This window comes from Morganella sp. EGD-HP17 (genome assembly GCF_000512315.2).
GTDB classification, from domain to species: Bacteria; Pseudomonadota; Gammaproteobacteria; order Enterobacterales; family Enterobacteriaceae; genus Morganella; species Morganella morganii.
Window position 1 is genome coordinate 121,290 of the sequence record NZ_AZRH01000006.1, and the last position, 21,650, is coordinate 142,939.

The 21,650-nt window shown below is 54.0% G+C and carries 19 protein-coding genes; 2 read left to right on the plus strand and 17 right to left on the minus strand.

Annotated elements, in window-relative coordinates:
- Position 1 precedes the first annotated feature (1 nt).
- The 13 genes from nuoM to hexA all read right to left on the minus strand — a co-directional run bounded on the left by nuoM (position 2) and on the right by hexA (position 15,046).
- Entirely contained in the window at positions 2-1,522 is a 1,521-nt protein-coding gene (gene nuoM / locus X965_RS08450; protein ID WP_024473343.1) for an NADH-quinone oxidoreductase subunit M, read from the minus strand.
- A gap of 19 nt (positions 1,523-1,541) precedes the next feature.
- A complete protein-coding gene (nuoL, locus tag X965_RS08455; protein ID WP_004239868.1) occupies positions 1,542-3,383 on the minus strand; it encodes an NADH-quinone oxidoreductase subunit L in 1,842 nt (613 codons plus the stop codon).
- The gene (gene nuoK, locus X965_RS08460; RefSeq protein ID WP_004235168.1) at positions 3,380-3,682 is read right to left on the minus strand and encodes an NADH-quinone oxidoreductase subunit NuoK; all 303 of its coding nucleotides are present in this window, start codon (positions 3,680-3,682) and stop codon (positions 3,380-3,382) included. Before nuoK ends, nuoL begins: the two co-directional genes overlap by 4 nt.
- A complete protein-coding gene (gene nuoJ, locus X965_RS08465; RefSeq protein ID WP_004235166.1) occupies positions 3,679-4,215 on the minus strand; it encodes an NADH-quinone oxidoreductase subunit J in 537 nt (178 codons plus the stop codon). Before nuoJ ends, nuoK begins: the two co-directional genes overlap by 4 nt.
- A gap of 13 nt (positions 4,216-4,228) precedes the next feature.
- Complete coding sequence (gene nuoI / locus X965_RS08470) at positions 4,229-4,771, minus strand: NADH-quinone oxidoreductase subunit NuoI (RefSeq protein WP_004235164.1); 543 nt, start codon at positions 4,769-4,771, stop codon at positions 4,229-4,231.
- A gap of 14 nt (positions 4,772-4,785) precedes the next feature.
- Positions 4,786-5,763, minus strand: a complete 978-nt coding sequence (gene nuoH / locus X965_RS08475; protein WP_036417753.1) for an NADH-quinone oxidoreductase subunit NuoH — start codon at positions 5,761-5,763, stop codon at positions 4,786-4,788.
- Positions 5,760-8,492, minus strand: coding sequence for an NADH-quinone oxidoreductase subunit NuoG (gene nuoG / locus X965_RS08480; protein WP_036417755.1), 2,733 nt, complete (start codon positions 8,490-8,492; stop codon positions 5,760-5,762). Before nuoG ends, nuoH begins: the two co-directional genes overlap by 4 nt.
- A gap of 49 nt (positions 8,493-8,541) precedes the next feature.
- The gene (gene nuoF, locus X965_RS08485; RefSeq protein WP_004239866.1) at positions 8,542-9,894 is read right to left on the minus strand and encodes an NADH-quinone oxidoreductase subunit NuoF; all 1,353 of its coding nucleotides are present in this window, start codon (positions 9,892-9,894) and stop codon (positions 8,542-8,544) included.
- Complete coding sequence (gene nuoE / locus X965_RS08490; protein WP_036417756.1) at positions 9,891-10,439, minus strand: NADH-quinone oxidoreductase subunit NuoE; 549 nt, start codon at positions 10,437-10,439, stop codon at positions 9,891-9,893. Before nuoE ends, nuoF begins: the two co-directional genes overlap by 4 nt.
- A 2-nt stretch (positions 10,440-10,441) precedes the next feature.
- The gene (gene nuoC, locus X965_RS08495) at positions 10,442-12,238 is read right to left on the minus strand and encodes an NADH-quinone oxidoreductase subunit C/D (protein ID WP_036406509.1); all 1,797 of its coding nucleotides are present in this window, start codon (positions 12,236-12,238) and stop codon (positions 10,442-10,444) included.
- A 78-nt stretch (positions 12,239-12,316) separates the two neighbouring features.
- Entirely contained in the window at positions 12,317-12,991 is a 675-nt protein-coding gene (locus X965_RS08500; RefSeq protein ID WP_004235152.1) for an NADH-quinone oxidoreductase subunit B family protein, read from the minus strand.
- 18 nt (positions 12,992-13,009) lie between these two features.
- The gene (locus tag X965_RS08505) at positions 13,010-13,456 is read right to left on the minus strand and encodes an NADH-quinone oxidoreductase subunit A (protein ID WP_004235150.1); all 447 of its coding nucleotides are present in this window, start codon (positions 13,454-13,456) and stop codon (positions 13,010-13,012) included.
- A gap of 678 nt (positions 13,457-14,134) precedes the next feature.
- A complete protein-coding gene (hexA, locus tag X965_RS08510) occupies positions 14,135-15,046 on the minus strand; it encodes a transcriptional regulator HexA (RefSeq protein ID WP_004235149.1) in 912 nt (303 codons plus the stop codon).
- A gap of 740 nt (positions 15,047-15,786) precedes the next feature.
- Between hexA and X965_RS08515 the strand changes: the two genes are divergently transcribed.
- Positions 15,787-17,001, plus strand: coding sequence for a pyridoxal phosphate-dependent aminotransferase (locus X965_RS08515; protein WP_004235148.1), 1,215 nt, complete (start codon positions 15,787-15,789; stop codon positions 16,999-17,001).
- A gap of 114 nt (positions 17,002-17,115) precedes the next feature.
- Entirely contained in the window at positions 17,116-17,697 is a 582-nt protein-coding gene (gene yfbR, locus X965_RS08520; RefSeq protein ID WP_004235147.1) for a 5'-deoxynucleotidase, read from the plus strand.
- Positions 17,698-17,729: 32 nt separating this feature from the next.
- On the opposite strand, the gene X965_RS08525 is transcribed toward yfbR, so the two are convergent.
- The 4 genes from X965_RS08525 to yfbV form a co-directional block, all read right to left on the minus strand.
- On the minus strand, positions 17,730-19,559 hold the full coding sequence (locus X965_RS08525; RefSeq protein WP_036417805.1) for an SLC13 family permease: 1,830 nt from the start codon (positions 19,557-19,559) through the stop codon (positions 17,730-17,732).
- Positions 19,560-19,675: 116 nt separating this feature from the next.
- Entirely contained in the window at positions 19,676-20,344 is a 669-nt protein-coding gene (locus tag X965_RS08530) for a sugar phosphatase (RefSeq protein WP_036417757.1), read from the minus strand.
- A gap of 30 nt (positions 20,345-20,374) precedes the next feature.
- Positions 20,375-20,869 (minus strand): YfbU family protein, encoded by a 495-nt coding sequence (locus X965_RS08535; RefSeq protein WP_004235144.1) that lies wholly within the window; start codon positions 20,867-20,869, stop codon positions 20,375-20,377.
- Positions 20,870-21,083: 214 nt separating this feature from the next.
- A complete protein-coding gene (yfbV, locus tag X965_RS08540) occupies positions 21,084-21,539 on the minus strand; it encodes a terminus macrodomain insulation protein YfbV (protein WP_004239859.1) in 456 nt (151 codons plus the stop codon).
- Between the last annotated feature and the right edge of the window lie 111 nt (positions 21,540-21,650).

The following is a 21,650-nucleotide window of genomic DNA, read 5'->3' on the forward strand; positions in this document are numbered from 1 at the left end:
GTTACAACCCTGTATTTGAAATTGAAGCAGTGTACCACTGCTGAATGTTTGCCATCGCCGCTGACGAGGTATCCAGCACCGGCTGCGGGTAAACACCCAGAATCACCAGTAAGACCACCAGCAGCATCACGATGGAAAATTCACGCAGATTCATGCCCGCGATTGGCTCTTCAGACTTCGGTGCACCGTAATACGCCTGCTGCATCATCCACAGCGCGTAAACGGAAGCAAACACCAGACCCGCAGAGGAAATCACAGTGATCAGGGTGTAGCTGCCGAAGCTGCCGAACAGGATCATGAATTCACCGACGAAGTTACCCGTACCCGGCATCCCGAGCGTTGCCACCGCAAAGAACAGTGACAGTGCCGGCAGGAATTTAATCCGCTTCCACAGACCGCCCATCTGACGCATATCACGGGTGCCGAGGCGCTCATATAACTGACCGCACAGAATAAACAGACCCGCCGCCGACAGACCGTGTGCAATCATCTGCACCACCGCACCCTGATACGCCAGCATACTCGCCGAGTAAATCGCAATCAGCACAAAGCCCATATGCGACACGCTGGTGTAGGCGATCAGACGCTTGATATCCGTCTGTTTGAACGCCATCCACGCGCCGTAGAAGATACCGACGACACCCAGCCACATGGCGATTGGTGTGAAGTCCGCAGAGGCTTCCGGGAACAGCGGCAGACTGAAACGCAGCAGACCATAAGCAGCGGTTTTCAGCAGAATACCCGCCAGGTCGACAGAACCTGCTGTCGGCGCCTGACTGTGTGCATCCGGCAGCCAGCCGTGCAGCGGAACCACCGGCATCTTGACCGCAAACGCGATAAAGAAGCCCAGCATCAGCATATACTGCACACCGTAACTCATCGGCGTGTTCAGCAGATCTTCATACGCGAAGCTCCACTGGCCGGTGGCGTTATGATGAACAATCGCCAGTGCCATAATGGCAATCAGCATCACCAGACCACTCGCCTGGGTGTAGATGAAGAACTTGGTTGCCGCCCCGATACGGGTTTTGCCGTCGGAACCACTGTGTCCCCACAGTGCGATCAGGAAGTACATCGGCACCAGCATCATTTCCCAGAAGAAGAAGAACAGGAAAAGATCCATCGCCAGGAACACGCCCATCACACCGCCGAGGATCCACAGCAGGTTCAGATGGAAGAAGCCCTGATACGGCTGGTTTTCACCCCAGGAACAGAGGATAGCCAGCAGGCCGAGCAGCGCGGTCAGCACCACCATCAGCAGCGACAGACCATCCAGAGCCAGATGAATATTGATACCGAAACGCGGGATCCACTCCAGGAAATACTGCTCCTGCCAGTCCGGAACGCCTTTCGGGTTAACTAAGCTGTAGTTCCCCTGCATCCACAGATACAGAGAAAGAAATAACGTGATCCCCATCGCCAGCAGCGCGATCCAGCGCGGCAGCTTTGTGCCGAAGCGCTCAGCCTGCCAGCACAGCAGGCCGCCGATGAAGGGAAGTAAAATCAGCCAGGGTAATAGCATGGCGCAATGTGTCCCTTATTTAAACCAAAAACAGCAGAGCGAGAACCAGCACTGCACCCAGCCCCATAGAGGCGATATACCAGCGGACCTGTCCGTTTTCACTCAGGCTCAGTCCTTTGTTACTCCAGCGGGCAAACAGCGCAGGCAGATTCATCAGGCTGTTCAGCGGGTCACTCTGCAGCAACCAGCCCACCGCTTTAAACGGCTTAACAAAAATCGCATCATACAGGTCATCAAAGCCCCATGCGCGGAACCACCAGGCCGAGAAGAAGCGTCCCGGCGCGGAATTCGCAACCGCTGTCACCAGCGTACGACGGCCCAGCCAGAGCATTGCGGCCAGCACAATCCCCGCCACAGCAACCACACCGGAAATAATTTCGGTAGTCAGTTTGCCGTCAGCAGAACCGGTAAGGGTTTCCGCCGGGAACACGCCGTGCAGCGGTTGCGGGATAAAGGCACCGGCGGCAGTGGAGAGCACCATCAGCACCAGTAACGGGAAAGTATGGGTAAAGCCTTTCACCGCATGCGCCTGTGTATGCTCTTTGCCGTGGAACACGATGAAAATCATCCGGAAGGTATAGAGCGATGTCATAAAGGCACCGACCAGACCGGCGATAAACAGCGGGTTCTGACCCTGAACCACCGCACCCCACAGGATTTCATCTTTACTGTAGAAACCGGCGGTGATGAGCGGCAGTGCGGCCAGTGCGGCACCGCCCACCAGGAAGCAGAGATAGACAAACGGAATTTTTTTCCGCAGTCCGCCCATCTTAAAGATGTTCTGCTCGTGGTGGCAGGCCAGGATCACCGAGCCGGAGGCCAGGAATAACAGGGCTTTGAAGAATGCATGGGTCATCAGGTGGAAAATCGCCGCATCCCACGCCTGCACACCGAGCGCCAGGAACATATAACCAATCTGGCTCATGGTGGAGTAGGCAAGAACACGTTTGATATCCGTCTGCACCAGCGCGGCAAAACCGGCCATCACCAGGGTGACAGCACCGACCACGCCGACTAAATGCAGCACTTCCGGTGATAACAGGAACAGCTCATGGGTACGGGCAATCAGATACACACCCGCGGTTACCATGGTTGCGGCGTGGATCAGTGCCGAAACCGGTGTCGGACCGGCCATTGCGTCCGCAAGCCAGGTCTGGAGTGGTAACTGCGCGGATTTACCGACCGCACCGCCGAGGATCATCAGAGTCGCCCAGAAAATCAGGTCAGAACCGGCCGCAATATGCTGCGGAGCCAGAACCGCCAGTTCACGGAAGCTCAGGGTGCCCAGTTTATCCCACAGGATAAACATGCCGATCGCCAGGAACACATCACCGATACGGGTGACGATAAAGGCTTTCATTGCCGCTGCGCCGTTGGCCGGGTTGGTGTAATAGAAGCCGATCAGCAGATAACTGCACAGCCCCACCCCTTCCCAGCCGAGGTACATCAGCAGCATATTATCGGCCAGCACCAGAATCACCATACTGGCGATAAACAGGTTGGTGTAGGCGAAGAAGCGGGAATAGCCCTCTTCACCGCGCATATACCAGGAGGCATACATGTGGATCAGGAAACCGACACCTGTGACCACACCCAGCATGGTCAGCGACAGGCCGTCCAGCACCAGGGTAACCGGGATGGAGAAGGAAGCGGTATCCATCCATGTCCACAGTGTCTGCTGATACACCCCGCCGCCGTTAGCGAAGAAATCCATCCCCGCCCACAGCGCTGTGAGTGCCGCCAGTCCCACCGAACCGGTGCCGATGGTGGCTGACACATTTTCTGACCAGCGGCCGCGTGAAAAGGCTAATAACAGAAAGCCAATCAGCGGCAGCAAAATGGTTAAAAAGAGTAAGTTCATCCGCGCATCTCACTGACTTTATCAATATCCAGATCCTGACGCTGACGATGCAATTGCAGCAACAGTGCCAGCCCGATACTCGCTTCAGCCGCCGCCAGACTGATGGCCAGGATATACATCACCTGTCCGTCCGGCTGGTTCCAGTAGCTGCCGCCGACGACAAACGCCAGAGCCGCCGCGTTAATCATCACTTCCAGACCAATCAGCATAAACAGCAGATTGCGGCGGATCACCAGACAGGTGAAACCGAGGATGAAGAGCACAGCCGCGAGAATTAATCCGTGGTGCAGAGGGATCATGCTTTTTCCTCCGTGTTGCGCTGACTGACAATATCGCCGCCCGCTTTTTCGTCACGCCCGATGTGGTATGCCACCACCAGACCCGCCAGCAGCAGGAAGGAGGCCAGTTCAACCACCAGAACATACGGGCCGAACAGACTGATACCCACCTGTTTTGCGGTAACCACCTCACCGGCGATACCGTTATCTTTCAGAGAGCTGATGCCGTAAATCATCACGCCGAGCAGAACCGCCGAAAGCAGGCCCGGCCCCATCCAGACAGACGGGGACAGCCATTTGCGTTCCTGGTCGACAACCGCCCGCCCGAGGTTGAGCATCATCACCACAAACACGAACAGCACCATGATGGCACCTGCGTAGACGATAATCTCCAGTGCCCCGGCGAAATAGGCGCCGAGAGCAAAGAAGACCGCAGAGAGTGCCAGCAGCGAGGTGATCAGATACAGCAGCGCATGCACCGGATTGGTCTGTGTGATCACACACAGCGTAGCCAGAATGGCGATCAGTCCGGCGACATAAAAGGTAATTTCCATGGATTTTCTCCCCTTATGGCAGCAGACTTTTCACATCAATCGGCTTGGCTTCGTTGTCGGCTTCGCCTTTGGCTTTGCCCGCAACCGCCATCCCGGTTTTGTGATAGAAGTTATAGTCAGGATATTTACCCGGACCGGAGATTAATAAATCTTCTTTTTCATACACCAGATCCTGGCGCTTAAACTCACCCAGTTCGAAATCCGGCGTCAGCTGGATTGCGGTGGTCGGGCAGGCTTCTTCGCATAATCCGCAGAAAATGCAGCGTGAGAAGTTGATGCGGAAAAATTCCGGATACCAGCGGCCGTCCTCATGTTCTGCTTTCTGCAGAGAGATACAGCCGACCGGACATACCGCGGCGCACAGGTTACAGGCGACACAGCGCTCCTCACCGTCCGGGTCGCGCGTCAGCACAATCCGGCCGCGGTAGCGCGGCGGCAGGTAAACCGGCTCTTCCGGGTACATCTGGGTTTCGCGTTTATGGAAGGCATGAAGCCCTATCATCCAAATACTGCGTACCTGGGTGGCGAAACCAACCACTAACTCTTTCAATGTCATGGTTCAATCACCCCTTATTGAGCTATCAGGATCACGGCTGCTGTCACCAGCAGGTTTATCAGTGTCAGCGGCAGACATACTTTCCAGCCGAATGACATCACCTGGTCATAACGCGGTCGCGGCAGCGACGCACGGATCAGGATAAACATCATCATAAAGAAAGCGGTTTTCAGCGCGAACCAGACAAACGGCGGCAGGAATGGTCCGTGCCAGCCCCCGAAGAACAGCGTCACAATCAGGGCGGAAACTGTCACGATACCGATATATTCCCCGACGAAGAACAGACCGAACTTCATCCCCGAATATTCAATGTGATAACCGTCCGCCAGTTCCTGCTCAGCTTCCGGCTGGTCAAACGGGTGACGGTGACACACTGCCACGCCCGCAATCGCAAAGGTGATAAAGCCGAAAATCTGCGGAATAACGTTCCAGACTGTGGTCTGGGAGTTGACGATATCCAGCAGGTTAAAGGAACCCGCCTGCGCCACCACACCCAGAACCGAGAGTCCGAGGAACACTTCATAACTGACCGTCTGCGCCGAGGCACGCATTGCGCCGAGCAGTGAGTATTTGTTGTTACTCGACCAGCCCGCGAACAGAACAGCATATACCGCCAGTCCCGCCAGCATAAGGAAGAACAGGATCCCGATATTGAGATCCGCCACCACCCAGTCCGGGCTGACCGGTACAATCGCAAAGGCCAGCAGCAGCGAGGTGAATGCCACCATCGGCGCCAGGGTGAAGATAAAGCGGTCAGCGAATTTCGGTGTCCAGTCCTCTTTAAAGAACATTTTGATCATGTCCGCGACCAGCTGGAGCGACCCGCCCCAGCCCACACGGTTCGGCCCGTAGCGGTTCTGGAACAGCCCCAGCAGGCGGCGTTCACCAAAACTCATAAAGGCACCGCAGGTTACAACCACCAGCAGGATCACAACGGCTTTGAGAACATTAATCAGCACATCGATTAATTCAGGTGTAAACCAGCTGCTCATTGTGCCACCTCCTGCAGATTAACCACCGCACCCGCCAGTACCGGCGAAATGCCCGGCATACCCAGCGGCAGACCGATTTGCCCGGCTGTCAGCTGTGTGCTGATACGTACCGGCAGTGTCAGTGCGCCGTCAGTCAGTTGTACCGACAGAATCTGACCTTCCGCCACATTCAGCTGCTGTGCATCCTGTGCATTTAACATCACATAGCTGTCCGTCATACGTTCCTGAATCACCGGCGCCCGCTGTGATAATTCCTCACTGCCGAACAGGTGATAATACGGCGCAACCGTCCAGACATTCTGCTGCGGCGCAAATGCCGCCGGAATGGTACTGAAGTAATCCATACCGCCGTCTTTTTCGCTGAACAGACGCACACCCGGATCACCGAAACGCAGATGACCACCCACTTCCGCCTGGAATTTGTTCCATGCCTGCGGTGAGTTCCAGCCCGGCGCCCAGGCAAACGGAATTTGCTGACGCGGTGCTGACGGGCTGTTGTTCCCTTCCATCGAGAAGGCAAACGCCGTGTCTTTGTCCTGCGGCTGACGCTGCTCGTGCACACTGACATTCGCCAGCATCGCGGTACGCCCGCTGTAGCGGTGCGGCTCACGGGCCAGTTTCTGTCCGCGGATACGGAATGCAGCATCCGGTGCGGCATCTTTGATCCCGGCCAGGTGCGGCATCTGTTCAATGCAGGCATCAATCACATGATCCAGCTGTGACCAGTCACGGGTGTTTTCATTGAGGTCATTGTACAGGGCAGTCAGCCAGCGCCAGCTTTCATGCATAATGATGGATTTGTCGTAGAAGGATGGCTCATAGACCTGGAAGAAGCGCTGTGCGCGGCCTTCGTGGTTGATGAGTGTACCGTCACTTTCCGCAAAACTGCTGGCGGAGAGGATCAGCGAAGCCTTATCCATAATGTCAGTGCGCTGATGATCCAGCACAATCACATTTGCTGCTGCATCCAGCGCACGGTCAACAGCGGCTTTATCCGCATGGCGGTAAAGGTCGTTTTCCATCACCACCACGGTATCCGCGCTGCCGTCTGCCAGCAGAGCCAGTGCTTTATCCAGCGGCTGCGCTTCTGTCATCGCGGCACCAAAGCTGTTGGCTTCCGCGCCGACAAAGGTCAGCCCGGCATCAATGCCTTTATCTTTCAGTGCCCAGGCCACGTTTGCCGCAGCCTGAATCAGTGCATCACTGCCCGGATTGCTGCCGCTGATAATCAGCGGTTTTTTCGCACCGTTCAGCGCCTGTGCAATCATTTCAGCCTGTGCTTTCACATCCGCAGGTAAATCCGTGACTGCCGGCGCGGTGTTATCAATGATATTAGCAACAGCAAAGCCCAGACGCGCCTGGTCATCCACCGGCGCGTTGTAGTGCAGTGCCGCCACATCTGCCAGACGGGTGGTATCCACCGCCGTGACAAACAGCGGGTATTTCGCACGCTGACCGATATTCTGGATAGCGGCAATCTGCCAGTCCGCCACTTTCTGTGCTGCGGCCATTTCGCGGGCTTTGCCCTTCACGGCCTGACGGACAGAGAGTGCCACACGGGCAGCGGTCTGGGTCAGATCTTCACCCAGCACCAGCACGGCATCATAGTTTTCCATCTCACGCAGTGACGGGGTGTAGATACCGCCCTGCTGTAAGATTTCCAGCATCATTTCCAGACGGTGCTGTTCACCGGCTGACAGGCCGCTGAAGAAGTTTTCCACCCCGACCAGTTCACGCAGTGCAAAGTTGCTTTCCACACTGGCACGCGGCGAACCGATACCGATGGTGCGTTTCGCGTGATACAGCATATCTGCCGCCGCGCGTTCTGCCTGCTCCGCATTAATAGTAAGCCAGTCATCACCACGGCGCTGCTGCGGCTGACGCGGACGGTCATCACGGTTGACATAACCGTAACCGAAGCGGCCTTTGTCGCAGAGGAAATAATGGTTGATGGTGCCGTTATAACGGTTTTCGATACGGCGCAGTTCGCCGTAACGCTCGCCCGGGCTGATGTTACAGCCGACGCTGCACTGCTGGCAGACGCTCGGTGCAAACTGCATATCCCATTTGCGGTTATAACGTTCAGAGTGGGTTTTGTCGGTAAAGACCCCGGTCGGACAAATTTCCACCAGGTTACCGGAGAATTCACTTTCCAGCGTGCCGCTTTCCGGACGCCCGAAGTACACGTTGTCGTGTGCGCCGTAAACCCCGAAATCTGTACCGTCCGCATAATCTTTGTAGTAACGGACACAACGGTAACAGGCGATACAGCGGTTCATTTCATGTGCAACAAACGGCCCCAGCTCCTGATTCTGATGAGTACGTTTTGTGAAGCGGTATTTGCGCACTGAATGCCCGGTCATGACGGTCATATCCTGAAGATGGCAGTTACCGCCCTCTTCACAGACAGGACAATCGTGCGGATGGTTGGTCATCAGCCATTCCACCACACTTTCCCGGAACTTTTTGGCTTCTTCATCATCAATCGAGATAAAGGTGCCGTCCTGTGCCGGTGTCATACATGACATTACCAGACGACCACGGGTGTCATCGGCATTCTGATATTGCTTTACCGCACACTGGCGGCAAGCGCCGACGCTTCCCAGCGCCGGATGCCAGCAAAAATACGGAATATCAAGTCCGAGCGAAAGACAGGCATGCAGCAGGTTATCCGCGCCGTCGACTTCATATTCTTTGCCGTCTACATGTATTGTAGCCATAGTCAGCATGCTTCCAAAAGGCCTGCTATGCAGGCGTTAAACGAAAATCCGTAAGGGATCACCAGCGCTGCTTCAGCAGGTTCGGCTGGATCCCGGCAATGGTCTGCACGTTACCGTAAACCGGCTGTACGATCCCCGCTTCAAATTCATCACGGAAATATTTGATCGCACTCTGTAACGGCTCTACCGCGCCCGGCGCGTGTGCGCAGAAGGTTTTACCCGGTCCCAGGAAACGACATAATTGCTCTAATGTCTCAATGTCTCCCGGCTGGCCTTCCCCTTTTTCTATTGCGCGCAGAATTTTCACGCTCCACGGCAGTCCGTCACGGCACGGTGTACACCAGCCGCAGGATTCACGGGCGAAAAACTCTTCGAGGTTACGGGTCAGTGACACCATGTTGATTTCATTGTCCACCGCCATTGCCAGCGCCGTTCCCAGACGGCTGCCCGCTTTGCCGATGTGCTCAAAATCCATCGGTAAATCAAGGTGATCCTGTGTCAGAAAGTCGGTTCCCGCACCACCCGGCTGCCAGGCTTTTAAAGTCAGTCCGTCGCGCATGCCCCCGGCGTAATCCTCGAGGATTTCACGGGCGGTGGTGCCGAACGGCAGTTCCCAGACACCCGGATTTTTCACGCGGCCGGAAAAGCCCATCAGTTTGGTACCGGCATCGGTGCTTTTACCTTCACTCAGACCGATATACCACTCTTTGCCGTGTGCCAGAATCGCCGGTACGTTACACAGGGTTTCGACGTTGTTGACACAGGTCGGTTTACCCCAGACCCCGGAACTGGCCGGGAACGGCGGTTTGGAGCGCGGATTGGCGCGGCGGCCTTCCAGGGAGTTAATCAGTGCGGTTTCTTCCCCGCAGATATAACGCCCGGCACCGGTGTGCACAAACAGTTCGAAATCAAACCCGCTGCCGAGGATATTTTTCCCCAGCAGACCGGCGGCTTTCGCTTCTTCAATGGCATGACGCAGATGTTTCGCTGCCTCAATGTACTCGCCGCGCAGGAAAATATAGCCCCGGTATGCTTTCAGGGCGAAGGCGCTGATCAGCATCCCTTCCACCAGCAGGTGCGGCAGTTGTTCCATCAGGAGCCGGTCTTTGTAGGTACCCGGTTCCATTTCGTCGGCGTTACACAGCAGGTAACGGATATTCATGCTCTCGTCTTTCGGCATCAGGCTCCACTTCAGACCCGTGGAGAACCCCGCACCGCCGCGGCCCTTCAGACCCGCGTCTTTGACAAGACTGGTGATCTCATCCGGTGCCATGCCTTTCAGGGCGCGTTCCGCCCCCGCATAACCGTTTTTGCTGCGGTATTCATCCAGCCACACCGGCTGATGGTCGTCGCGCAACCGCCAGGTGAGAGGATGCGTTTCCGCAGTACGGCAAACCGTTTTCACTGTCATGGATACTGCTCCAGTAACGTTTCAATGGCTTCAGGCGTAACGTGACTGTGGGTATCTTCATCAACCATCATGGTCGGCCCTTTGTCACAGTTTCCGAGGCAGCAGGTCGGCAACAGCGTAAAGCGGCCGTCAGCGGTTGTCTGTCCCGGCTGAATATTCAGTTTGCGCTCGAGTGCGGCCTTGATCCCCTGGTAACCGGTGATGTGGCACACCACGCTGTCACAGTAACGGATCACATGGCGGCCGACCGGCTGGCGGTAGATCTGGCTGTAGAATGTCGCCACACCTTCCACGTCACTCGCCGAGATGCCCAGCACATCGCTGATGGCGTAAATTGCGCCGTCTTCCACCCAGCCACGGTGCTTCTGCACAATTTTCAGCGCTTCGATAGAGGCGGCACGCGGATCTTCGTAATGGTGTTTTTCCGCTTCGATTTCGGCGCGCTCTTCGTCACTCAGCACAAAATCAGGTTTTTTTCCGGCTGGCTGCGCCGCATTCACTGCGCCTTGCAGTGCTTTTTTTGCTTCAGGGTTCAGTTCTTGCATAATCAGCGATCCACATCCGACATAACGAAATCGATACTTCCGAGGTACACAATCAGGTCAGAGACCAGGCTGCCGCTGATCACCGACGGGATCTGCTGCAGATGGGCATAACTTGGTGTACGGATTCGGGTACGGTAACTCATGGTGCTGCCGTCACTGGTCAGGTAGTAACTGTTAATCCCTTTCGTGGCCTCAATCATCTGGAAAGATTCCTGAGCCGGCATCACCGGACCCCATGACACCTGGAGGAAGTGGTTAATCATGGTTTCAATGTGCTGTAACGTGCGCTCTTTCGGCGGCGGCGTGGTCAGCGGGTGATCCGCCTTGAACGGCCCTTCCGGCATGTTTTTCAGACACTGTTCCAGAATGCGCAGACTCTGGCGCACTTCTTCCACTTTCAGCATCACGCGGTCATAGCAGTCGCCGTTAGCGGCAACAGGCACTTCAAAATCGAAATTTTCATAGCCGGAATACGGACGCCATTTACGCACGTCGAAATCAATCCCGGTGGCGCGCAGACCGGCACCGGTCACACCCCAGTCGAGGGCTTCTTTCGCGTTGTAAGCGGCCACACCGACGGAACGGCCTTTGAGGATGGAGTTTTTCAGTGCGGCAGTGACATAGGATTCCAGACGTTTCGGCATCCAGTCGAGGAAATCACGCAGCAGGCGATCCCAGCCTTTCGGCAGATCGTGTGCCACGCCGCCGATACGGAACCAGGCCGGATGCATACGGAAACCGGTAATGGCTTCCACCACATCATAAACTTTCTGGCGATCGGTAAAGGCAAAGAAGACCGGCGTCATCGCCCCGGTATCCTGAATAAATGTACTGATATACAGCAGGTGACTGTTAATACGGAACAGTTCTGACAGCATCACGCGGATCACATCCACACGTGCCGGAACTTCAATCCCCGCCAGTTTTTCCACCGCCAGCACATACGGCATCTCGTTGACGCAGCCGCCGAGGTATTCGATACGATCAGTGTACGGAATGTAGCTGTGCCAGGACTGGCGCTCGCCCATTTTTTCCGCACCACGGTGGTGGTAGCCGATATCCGGCACACAATCGACAATCTCTTCACCGTCAAGCTGAAGGATGATACGGAAAGCACCGTGAGAAGACGGGTGGTTCGGGCCGAGGTTCAGGAACATAAAGTCCTCGTTCTCGTTGCCGCGTTTCATGCCCCACTCTTCCGGTTTGAAGGTCAGCGCCTCCATTTCCAGATCTTCTTTCTGTTTGGTCAGGACAAACGGATCAAATTCCGTTGCCCGCGCCGGGTAATCTTTACGCAGCGGATGCCCTTCCCAGGTCGGCGGCATCATAATACGGCGCAGATTCGGGTGTCCGTCGATAATGATACCGAACATTTCCCAGGTTTCACGCTCATACCAGTTTGCATTCGGGAATGCGGAAATCACCGTCGGCACATGCAGGTCGTTTTCACTCAGCGCCACCTTGAGCATGATATCGCGGTTACGCTCAATGGAAATCAGGTGATAAAACACGGAATAGTCCGCCGCCGGCAGACCTTCGCGATGGGTGCGCTGGCGCTCATCCGTCCCGTGCAGATCGAACAGCATCACATACGGTTTCGGCAGCGATTTAAGATAAAACAGTACTTCCAGAAGCTGCTCACGCTTCACCCAGACGACCGGCATCCCGGTACGTGTCGGCTGAACCGTAAATGCGTCAGGACCGAACTTACGGCGCAGCTCCTCAATTACCGGATCATCCAGGTAATCGTGAGTCTGCCACGCGGGACGCTGTGCGGTCTGCGTATTACTTTCTGTCATCATTCTTCACCACAACAGTTGTTCAGGGTTCAATGGACGCAACACATTGCAAATATTGCGCCCGGTGGCCCGAAAGCCTTAAATTTCGTCCGGGGAGCGCAGGTTGGTCACTGCAATCCGTTCACCGCGTTTTCGTTCTTTTTCTGACTGCATATTGGCGCGGTAAACGCCCTGATCACCCACCACCCACGACAGCGGGCGGCGCTCTTTTCCGATAGATTCCTGTAACAGCATCAGCGCCTGCATATAGGCTTCAGGACGCGGCGGGCAGCCCGGGATATACACATCCACCGGAATGAATTTATCCACGCCCTGCACAACGGAGTAAATGTCATACATACCGCCGGAGTTGGCGCAGGAGCCCATGGAGATAACCCATTTCGGTTCCAGCATCTGGTCATACAGGCGCTGAATAACCGGGGCCATTTTGGTAAAGCAGGTTCCGGCCACAACCATAAAGTCCGCCTGACGCGGGGAGGCACGCAGCACTTCCGCACCGAAACGGGCAACGTCGTGCACCGCCGTAAAGGAGGTCACCATCTCTACATAACAGCAGGAAAGACCGAAGTTATACGGCCACAGGGAGTTTTTACGGCCCCAGTTAACCATATCGTGTAATGCATGCTCGAGTTTCCCCATATACACGCTGCGGTGAACGTGCTGCTCAAGCGGGTCACTGACAACCTCTTGTTTTTGCAGGGGATAACGGTCATTCTCACCGTTTGGATCGATGCGGGTGAGCGTATAATCCATCTTGTGCCTCACTATTGACTACGGTTGATTGTTATTGATTTTGTTCACAACGCTCGGGTGTTTCACCTCGCGGCGCGAACGTGCAGGAGTCCAGTCCAGCGCGCCGATACGTGCCAGATAGAAAAGACCTGCCAATAACACCAGAATAAAGATCGCGGCTTCGGTGAACCCTATCCAGCCCGATTCTCTGACCGAAACAGACCAGGCGAAAAGGTATAAGGCTTCAACATCGAAAATCACGAAAAACATGGCAACCAGGTAGAACTTTGCAGACATCCGCAGACGTGCGCTGCCGACCGAGTCAATACCTGATTCGTAAGGGAGATGTTTGGCGCGTGCTTTTGCACGGCCCCCGAGATAACGGGCGCCCAGCAACATAAATGCACATAACCCGAGAGCACCTAAAAGATAGATGGCAAATGCCCAGTTATGGGCCAGAACTTCAGTGGCTGTTGACATACTCATTGCTTACTCATTAAAGGTGGTGTTGCCTGCCGTACCTGCATACAGCACCACAGCGACACACGAGAGGAACAACTCAGTGGCGGATACAACACTTATCGTGATGAGAAAGCCGGTAACCCGGATTGTTCCCCGCTCTTCCCAATTTTGTTACAAACCGTCAACTTAAGATTAACCCGTTGTGCGACTTTATCGCTAAAACGTGTCAGTAAGTAACTAAATTGAAAATTAACTTTATTATATTAACGGATACATCGCTTTTACTAACCCATTATCTCAGGAAAAACCTGTCTTTCCATCGGCAAACAGGGGCAATATTTTTGATCTCAATCACAGTTTGGCTGAAAATTATTTAACAAATGATTAATTCATAACCGTTTCTTAAAACCTGAGAAAACAGGTCAGGTTTTTAACAAAGTTTTATTGCAATGTAATGAGCACTGTTAATTTTGGCAATCACAGAACATGCGTTTTGTTAACATTGTAACAAACAAGTAAACAAAACTGCGATGCGGCGCTTAAAACGGCATCAAAAACCTGAACACGGCGTGATGCTGTTAACATTTATATGATATTTCCGCGTAAGGGGGAGAGGATACAAAAAAGCCGGGGGAAATGATCCCCCGGCTGTGTGTCTGACTGTCACAAATTATGTCAGTCAGGCGTCAGATTATGACAGCGTTACTCCGCTGTTTTGTCATCGTCAACCGGTGTGACAGTATACGGTGTCTTCTTGTTTTCAATGGCCTGATACACCGTCAGCACTGACTCGCTCTGCTCGTCACTGTTGCGGTATAACCAGTACTGAATTTCCGGCAGACGCGGCAGCCCTTCGCTGACGCTCAGAATACGCAGGTCGGCATTCTGCATTTCCAGCGGACGGGCTGTGATCCCGACTTCGGCATTCACTGCTGCGCGGACAGCAGAAAGTGATGCCGCCTCGTAAGCAATCCGCCACTGCACCCCTGCCTCATCCAGGGTTTCAGCCGCGAGATGACGGAACGGGTTGGTTTCGTCCATCACCACCAGCGGAATCGGCTCATTAGGCTGTAACTGGAAATCCGGCGCACAGTGCCACAGCACCGGCGCGGTACGCAAAGCAGTACGCGGGTGATGGGCAATACGCGCAGTGGTCAGCGCCAGGTCAATCTCGTGATTATCCAGCATACCTTCAATGTACTGGCTGCGTTTGATGCGGACATCAACCGCCATACGCGGGTATACCGATGCAATACGGTTGAGTAAGAAAGGCAGCAGTGAGTCAACGGAATCATCGGATGCACCGATGCGTAACTCCCCTTCTGCGTCGTTGTATGCCAGTGATGCGGTGGCATCATCATTTGCCCGCAGGATCTGACGGGCGTAACCTAACAGTTGTAACCCATGGTCGGTCAGTAATTTGTTACGACCATGACGCGCAAACAGTTCGCGCCCGACAAGCTGCTCGAGACGCTGCATTTGCTGACTGACGGCAGACTGGGTGCGGCATACTGCCGCAGCTGCCGCTGCGAAGGTGTTCAGATCCGCGACTGCCACGAACGTTCGCAGCAGATCGAGATCCAGGTTTAACACTGGACGGTTTGAATTTATCATTGTTTTTTCTTCACTAATTTTGATTTTTAATAACTACCTGGTGTTTATTGGCGTGAAAAATTGCTTCGCCAACGAAGACATTACCCTATACATCAGGGTAGAGTAAAACATAACTAACACTAACAAAAATATGTAACTGTGAGTAACTCCATTATGTAATGCTGCATACTAAAACAGCAGGCCACCTGTACAAACACACAAATTTTTCGTATCTTACAACACTGTTTTCCGAATATTACGAAATAAGACAATTTGTAACTGACGAAAATGCATGCTGCCAATAAGCCTTGCTGCAATATAAACCCGATTATTCTGCAACTTTAAGGTCAAATACTCTGAAAACCACATTATGCCGTAAAATCCTATTAGTTATACTACTAATAATTACCAGCATCAGGGTTTAATATATAAGAAAAGATTATACAATTTCAACAACTGCTGACTATTTAGTAAAAACACTGTATTACTTTACCAATTATGATCTTCCGATAGATAACTTTACAAAACTCAATACCCCCTCCTCCTACCAGTTGTAAGCTCTGAATTAATCACAATACCAGGCATTATACTCCGCCATATCAATGATTAACCGGCACTCCCGATCCTTTCCAAAACAAATCCTGTTGTTTTTAACCAAAAGACGTTTACTGTCTTCAAAACCCCGTACGGTAAGAGTAGAGTGGGTTATAACGGGTTTTACCTGATAAAATATAAGATTAACGCGCTAAGGTCCTGAACAGATGAATATAATAAAGAAATCCAGCAAACTCGATAATGTCTGTTACGACATTCGCGGGCCGGTGCTCAAAGAGGCTAAACGTCTCGAAGAGGAAGGCCAGAAAGTTCTCAAACTGAATATCGGTAACCCGGCGCCGTTTGGTTTTGATGCCCCGGACGAAATTCTGGTTGATGTTATCCGTAATTTACCAAGCTCCCAGGGTTACAGCGATTCAAAAGGCCTCTATTCCGCCCGTAAAGCCATTGTCCAGTTCTACCAGGAACGCGGCATGCGCGATATGACGGTGGAAGATGTCTATATCGGTAACGGGGTTTCTGAACTGATTGTGCAGTCCATGCAGGCGCTGCTGAATAACGGTGATGAAATGCTGGTACCGGCACCGGATTACCCGTTATGGACCGGTGCGGTCTCCCTCTCCGGCGGTACTGCCGTCCACTATATGTGCGACGAAGAACAGGGCTGGATGCCGGACATTGAGGACATCAAAAAGAAAATCACCCCGCGCACCCGCGGTATTGTGGTGATTAACCCGAACAACCCGACCGGGGCTGTTTACAGCAAAGATTTGTTACAGGAGATTGTCGAACTCGCCCGTCAGAATGACCTGATCATTTTTGCTGACGAAATCTACGACAAAATTCTGTATGACGATGCCGTCCACCACTCTATCGCCGCGATGGCGCCGGATCTGCTGACCGTCACTTTCAACGGCCTGTCAAAAACCTACCGTATCGCCGGTTTCCGCCAGGGCTGGATGGTCCTGAACGGGCCGAAGAAACACGCCAAAGGGTATATTGAAGGGCTGGAAATGCTCGCGTCCATGCGTCTGTGTGCCAACGTGCCGATGCAGCATGCTATCCAGACCGCAATCGGCGGGTACCAGAGCATCAATGAGTTTATTCATCCGGGCGGCCGCCTGTATGAACAGCGCAACAAAGCCTGGGAACTGATTAACCAGATACCGGGCTGCTCCTGTGTCAAACCGATGGGCGCACTCTATATGTTCCCGAAATTTGATGCCAAGCGCTTTAATATTCACGATGACCAGAAGATGATCCTCGACCTGCTGTTACAGGAAAAAGTACTGCTGGTACAGGGTACTGCCTTTAACTGGCCGGAACCGAACCACTTCCGTATAGTGACACTGCCGCGTGAGGATGACCTGGAGATGGCGATTAACCGCTTCGGGCGTTTCCTCTCTCACTACCGTCAGTAATCGTTTCTGCTGTCAGCGGCTTCCCCCGGGAAGCCGTTTTTATTTACATCCCGCCCGGAACACCGCAGAATATCCGCTCTTGTTATCAACAGATTGCTGCCAGGAATGTTGTCTATGAGTTACTTTTTTGCCCACCTTTCCCGTCTGAAACTGATCACCCGCTGGCCGCTGATGCGCAATGTGATTCAGGAAAACGTCTCTGAACACAGCCTTCAGGTGGCGTTTGTGGCACATGCACTGGCCGTGATTAAAAACCGCAAATTCGGCGGCACACTCAATCCGGAAAAAATTGCCCTGCTGGCGATGTACCATGATGCGAGTGAAGTGATTACCGGCGACCTGCCGACACCTATCAAGTATTACAATCCGCAGATAGCTCATGAGTACAAAAAAATTGAGCGCATGGCGCAAAAGAAACTGATTGCCATGATCCCTGAAGAGTTACAGGCGGATTTTGCTCCGCTGATTGATGAAGACGCGCATTCACCGGAAGATGCGGCAATCGTCAAACAGGCCGATGCCCTGTGTGCTTATCTCAAGTGTCTGGAAGAGATAGGTGCGGGTAATACCGAGTTTCATCTGGCGAAAGCGCGGCTGGAAAAAACCCTCGAAGAACGCCGCAGCCCGGAAATGGACTATTTCCGCGACGTGTTTATTCCGGGATTCAGTCTGTCACTGGATGAAATCAGCCAGTAACCGGGCAACTGTGCTTTCATCAGGGCACACCGTCAGAACGGAAAGAGTAACGGGATCACCGCGATACTGATTGCCATAACCACCAGCGTAAACGGCACACCGATTTTGACGAAATCCCCGAAGGTGTAATTCCCCGGCCCGAGCACCAGCGTGTTTACCGGGGAGGAAACCGGTGTCATAAAGGCAGCGGATGCCGCCACACCCACCACCATTGCAAACGGCAGCGGCGAAACCTGCATTTCATGCGCTGCCTGGATAGCAATCGGCGCCATCAGAACCGCTGTCGCGGTATTCGAGATAAACAGCCCTATAGTCGCACACAGCACAAACAGGGCTGTCAGCATAACATGCGGGCCCAGATCACCGGCCACGTCCATCAGCCCGCTGACAATCAGCGTGATACCACCGGTTTTCTGTAATGCCAGCGCAAACGGCATCATCCCGACAATCAGAATGATGCTCGGCCAGTGGATTGACCGGTAAGCACTTTCCATATCGATACAGCGGAATTTCCCCATCAGCAGACAGGCAATCAGTGCCGCGATAAAATTCGGGATTTCATTGGTGACCATCATCGCCACCATCAGTGCCAGACAAAACAGCGCATGCGGTGCCTGGGATGCGGCCGGTACCACCGCCTCCGCTTCCGCCGCCAGGTTGAGCACAATAAAGTGACGCCGTTTGGTGGCCAGCACACGGATAATTTTCCAGTCCCCGACCACCAGCAGGATATCCCCGAGCTGCAGCGGCTCATCCACAATGTTGCCGTCAAGGGCGGCCCCGCCCCGGCGCAGACCCAGCACATTCAGCCCGTAACGGGTACGAAAGCCGATATCCCGCAGACTTTTGCCGATAAGCTCACTTTCCGGGTTCAGGGAGACTTCCGCCATGCCCACGTTCTGGGAGTGTTCGGAAAAATACTCACCGCGCAGGATCATCGGCTCCAGCATCTGCTCGGCACAAAATTCGCGTAAATCCATATCACTGGCAGACATATCTATCAGCAGCACATCACGGTCACGCAGCTCCATACCGCCGGTCGCGCCGACCATCACCCGCCGGAAACGCCGCCAGCGCTCAATCCCCACCACATTCGCGCCATAGCGGGTGCGCAGATGCAGTTCATCCAGCGTTTTGCCGATCAGCGGCGAACCGTTACGGACAGCAAGACGCCGCGCACGGCCGCTCAGTTTGTAGTCGCGGATCAGATCACGAAAGGTACGCCGCACATTGTCCCCTGCTTTTTCCGGCTGTTTGCTGCCCAGCCAGTGACGGGCAATCAGCATATAGCCGACACCGGCCAGCAGGATCAGTAATCCGACAGGGGTAATCGAGAAGAAGTTAAAGCCTTTGATGCCTTCCATTTCCAGGACACTATTCACCACCATGTTCGGCGGTGTTGCCACCAGAGTCATCATGCCGCTGATAAGCCCGGCGAAGCCGAGCGGCATCATCAGCCGCGAAGGGGAGATTTTCATACGTGCGGAGACACTGAGCACGACAGGGATAAAAATGGCCACCACACCGGTCGAACTCATAAACGCGCCGAGCCCGGCAACACTGACCATAAGGAAGACCAGCAGGCGGGTTTCACCGGAACCGGCCACCCGCACCAGCCAGTCCCCCATCTGATAGGCAACCCCGGTACGCACCAGCCCTTCCCCGATCACAAACAGGGCGGCGATCAGCAGAATATTGGGATCACTGAAACCGGCGACGGCTTCATTAACCGTCAGCGTGCCGCTCAGTACGAAAGCGGTGATCACCAGCAACGCCACAACATCCATCCGGACTTTGTTGGTGGTAAATAAAACAATGGCGATAAACAGCAGGGTCAGCACCCACACGAGTTCCGTATTCACCAACGTCCTCTTTCGTCAATGCCCGGACAGCGAACATCCTGTCTCATCGTTTTTGTTAACGCACAGCCCGTTTTCCCTCATCGTCTGATCGGTGCTGTGCAGCGGTGTTCCGGCTGTCAGCCGGGACGGCGGGTCAGTGTTACCGTACCGTCCGCCGCTTTCTCAACCTCAATTTCTGTCAGTAAATCCACCCGCATAGCCAGTTCATCCGTGCGCGGTGTTCCGGCAGGAACATGCACGGCAATTACCTGACAACCGGCATCCAGCCCGGAGAGCAGACCGGCGGTGGCATCCTCAAACACAAAACAGTCGCGCGGCGCCAGCCCCAGCTTTTCCGCGCCCAGCAGATAGGGCTGCGGATCCGGTTTGCCGCGGGTGATATTATCCGCCGTCACCCAGGCATCCGGCTCCGGCAGATTTGCCGCACTGTGCCGCGGACGGGCAATAGCCACAGAACCGGAGGTGACTATTGCCCACGGAATATCAAGGGAGGTCAGACGCGCCAGCAGTACCTGCGCACCGGGCAGATCCGTGACCTGATCACTCTCCCTGATCTCCTGCTCTGTCACCCACGCCAGTTGCGCGGCGATTTCATTCTCATCCGCATCCGGCAGAAAATGGCGGATGGACTCAACCGCCGGTTTGCCGTGAATAAAATGTTTTACTTCATCCTCATCCGCACCGATACGGCGGGCAAACGCCAGCCAGGCACGCTCCACCACATGCAGGGAATCGGCCAGTGTGCCGTCCAGATCAAACAAAAAGCCTTTTGCAGTCAGTGCCATGCGTGCCTCGCCGTTACGGATACCGGAATATTATGCGTTAAGGATCTGATTAATTTCCACTTCACTCAGGTGATACTGACGCGGGCAGTTATGCCATGCACCGAGCATACGGACATATTTATCCCACATCGGCGTCTGGGAGTTAAAGCCGTGGCTGCCGCTGTCAAAGTGGGTATAACGCCCTTCCGTATTTACCAGAAAACGCACATAACTTAAATAACGTGCTTCGGTCGCCGCATCAAAACCTAAGAAGTGGATACGGCGCGGGTCGATATCTTTTGCTTCTTTCAGGTTATCGAAGGAGATACGCAGTGCGTGGTACATTTCCATCATATCAATCACACGGCGGCAGATTTCTTCCGGCAGCTCGCCGAAATCGCGATCCAGCTCGCGCATCTGCAGCCCGAAGCCGCGCTCAATAATAGTCTGCTGGCGGCGGTAGCGCTCGGCATTATCCGGATCCAGCATAGCCATCATTTTATACTGGTTAGAGAGGATAAGGCGTTGTGCATTGGTCATTTCCATGGTGTATCTCCTGAAAAAGTAATCCGAGGTATGGTCAGAATCATCGCATTACTCAAATCTATAAGATAGTGAAATACACACCTTTTTTGATCTCAGCGGGGAATTTCGCCCGGGTAATTATACGGAGAGGAAAAACAGGGGGTTACAGAAGCTGAATCGATTAATAAAGGAAGGGGTTCTTCCGCCCGCATAACCGGGCGGAAAACAGCGCAACTTACAGGTCATCCAGAAAAGAGTTATCCAGCTGCTTAAAAGCGCGTTTCAGTAACTCGGCCAGTGCCATATAATCCGGTGTGCCCTCAACCGGTGCAATCGCAATCCCGGCTTCGGCAAATTTTGCACGGATTTCATAAAACCAGCTGAGCAGCCCGGCCGGTAAAGGCGTGGCGGCGCGCCGTCCCAGCCACCACAGCCCCTGCAGCGGCAGCGAACAGGCAAACAGTGCGGTGGCGACTGCGGGACCTAATGCCCCGCCGAGGGCTATCTGCCATGTCAGGGTAAACACCGACAGCGGCGGCATAAAACGGATACCGAACTGTGTGGATTTTATGACACGATTCTCCGGAAAAACCGGGGCGAGCTGTTTCACGGCCGGCCAGGTGGCGGCGTAACGTTTGCCGAGACGCAGTGCGCGGAACAGACCCGGTTTTGCCGGTGTGTTATCAGGCATTATGACCTCAATCAATAAAAAACATAATAATTAAAATATGGCTACATTCAGTCAAAATATTTTTGTAGGATTAAGTATATTTTGAAATTGCTGTCATCTGCGGGTATGCTA

Coding starts and splice junctions, on each gene's coding strand:
- nuoF (WP_004239866.1), bottom strand. CDS start 9,894: ATGACAGTGAAAACGGTTTGCCGTACTGCGGAAACGCATCCTCTCACC.
- yfbR (WP_004235147.1), top strand. CDS start 17,116: ATGAGTTACTTTTTTGCCCACCTTTCCCGTCTGAAACTGATCACCCGC.
- X965_RS08535 (WP_004235144.1), bottom strand. CDS start 20,869: ATGGAAATGACCAATGCACAACGCCTTATCCTCTCTAACCAGTATAAA.
- nuoG (WP_036417755.1), bottom strand. CDS start 8,492: ATGCTGACTATGGCTACAATACATGTAGACGGCAAAGAATATGAAGTC.
- nuoH (WP_036417753.1), bottom strand. CDS start 5,763: ATGAGCAGCTGGTTTACACCTGAATTAATCGATGTGCTGATTAATGTT.
- nuoL (WP_004239868.1), bottom strand. CDS start 3,383: ATGAACTTACTCTTTTTAACCATTTTGCTGCCGCTGATTGGCTTTCTG.
- nuoJ (WP_004235166.1), bottom strand. CDS start 4,215: ATGGAAATTACCTTTTATGTCGCCGGACTGATCGCCATTCTGGCTACG.
- X965_RS08505 (WP_004235150.1), bottom strand. CDS start 13,456: ATGAGTATGTCAACAGCCACTGAAGTTCTGGCCCATAACTGGGCATTT.
- nuoI (WP_004235164.1), bottom strand. CDS start 4,771: ATGACATTGAAAGAGTTAGTGGTTGGTTTCGCCACCCAGGTACGCAGT.
- yfbV (WP_004239859.1), bottom strand. CDS start 21,539: ATGCCTGATAACACACCGGCAAAACCGGGTCTGTTCCGCGCACTGCGT.
- nuoM (WP_024473343.1), bottom strand. CDS start 1,522: ATGCTATTACCCTGGCTGATTTTACTTCCCTTCATCGGCGGCCTGCTG.
- nuoC (WP_036406509.1), bottom strand. CDS start 12,238: ATGACAGAAAGTAATACGCAGACCGCACAGCGTCCCGCGTGGCAGACT.
- X965_RS08530 (WP_036417757.1), bottom strand. CDS start 20,344: ATGGCACTGACTGCAAAAGGCTTTTTGTTTGATCTGGACGGCACACTG.
- X965_RS08515 (WP_004235148.1), top strand. CDS start 15,787: ATGAATATAATAAAGAAATCCAGCAAACTCGATAATGTCTGTTACGAC.
- hexA (WP_004235149.1), bottom strand. CDS start 15,046: ATGATAAATTCAAACCGTCCAGTGTTAAACCTGGATCTCGATCTGCTG.
- nuoE (WP_036417756.1), bottom strand. CDS start 10,439: ATGCAAGAACTGAACCCTGAAGCAAAAAAAGCACTGCAAGGCGCAGTG.
- nuoK (WP_004235168.1), bottom strand. CDS start 3,682: ATGATCCCTCTGCACCACGGATTAATTCTCGCGGCTGTGCTCTTCATC.
- X965_RS08500 (WP_004235152.1), bottom strand. CDS start 12,991: ATGGATTATACGCTCACCCGCATCGATCCAAACGGTGAGAATGACCGT.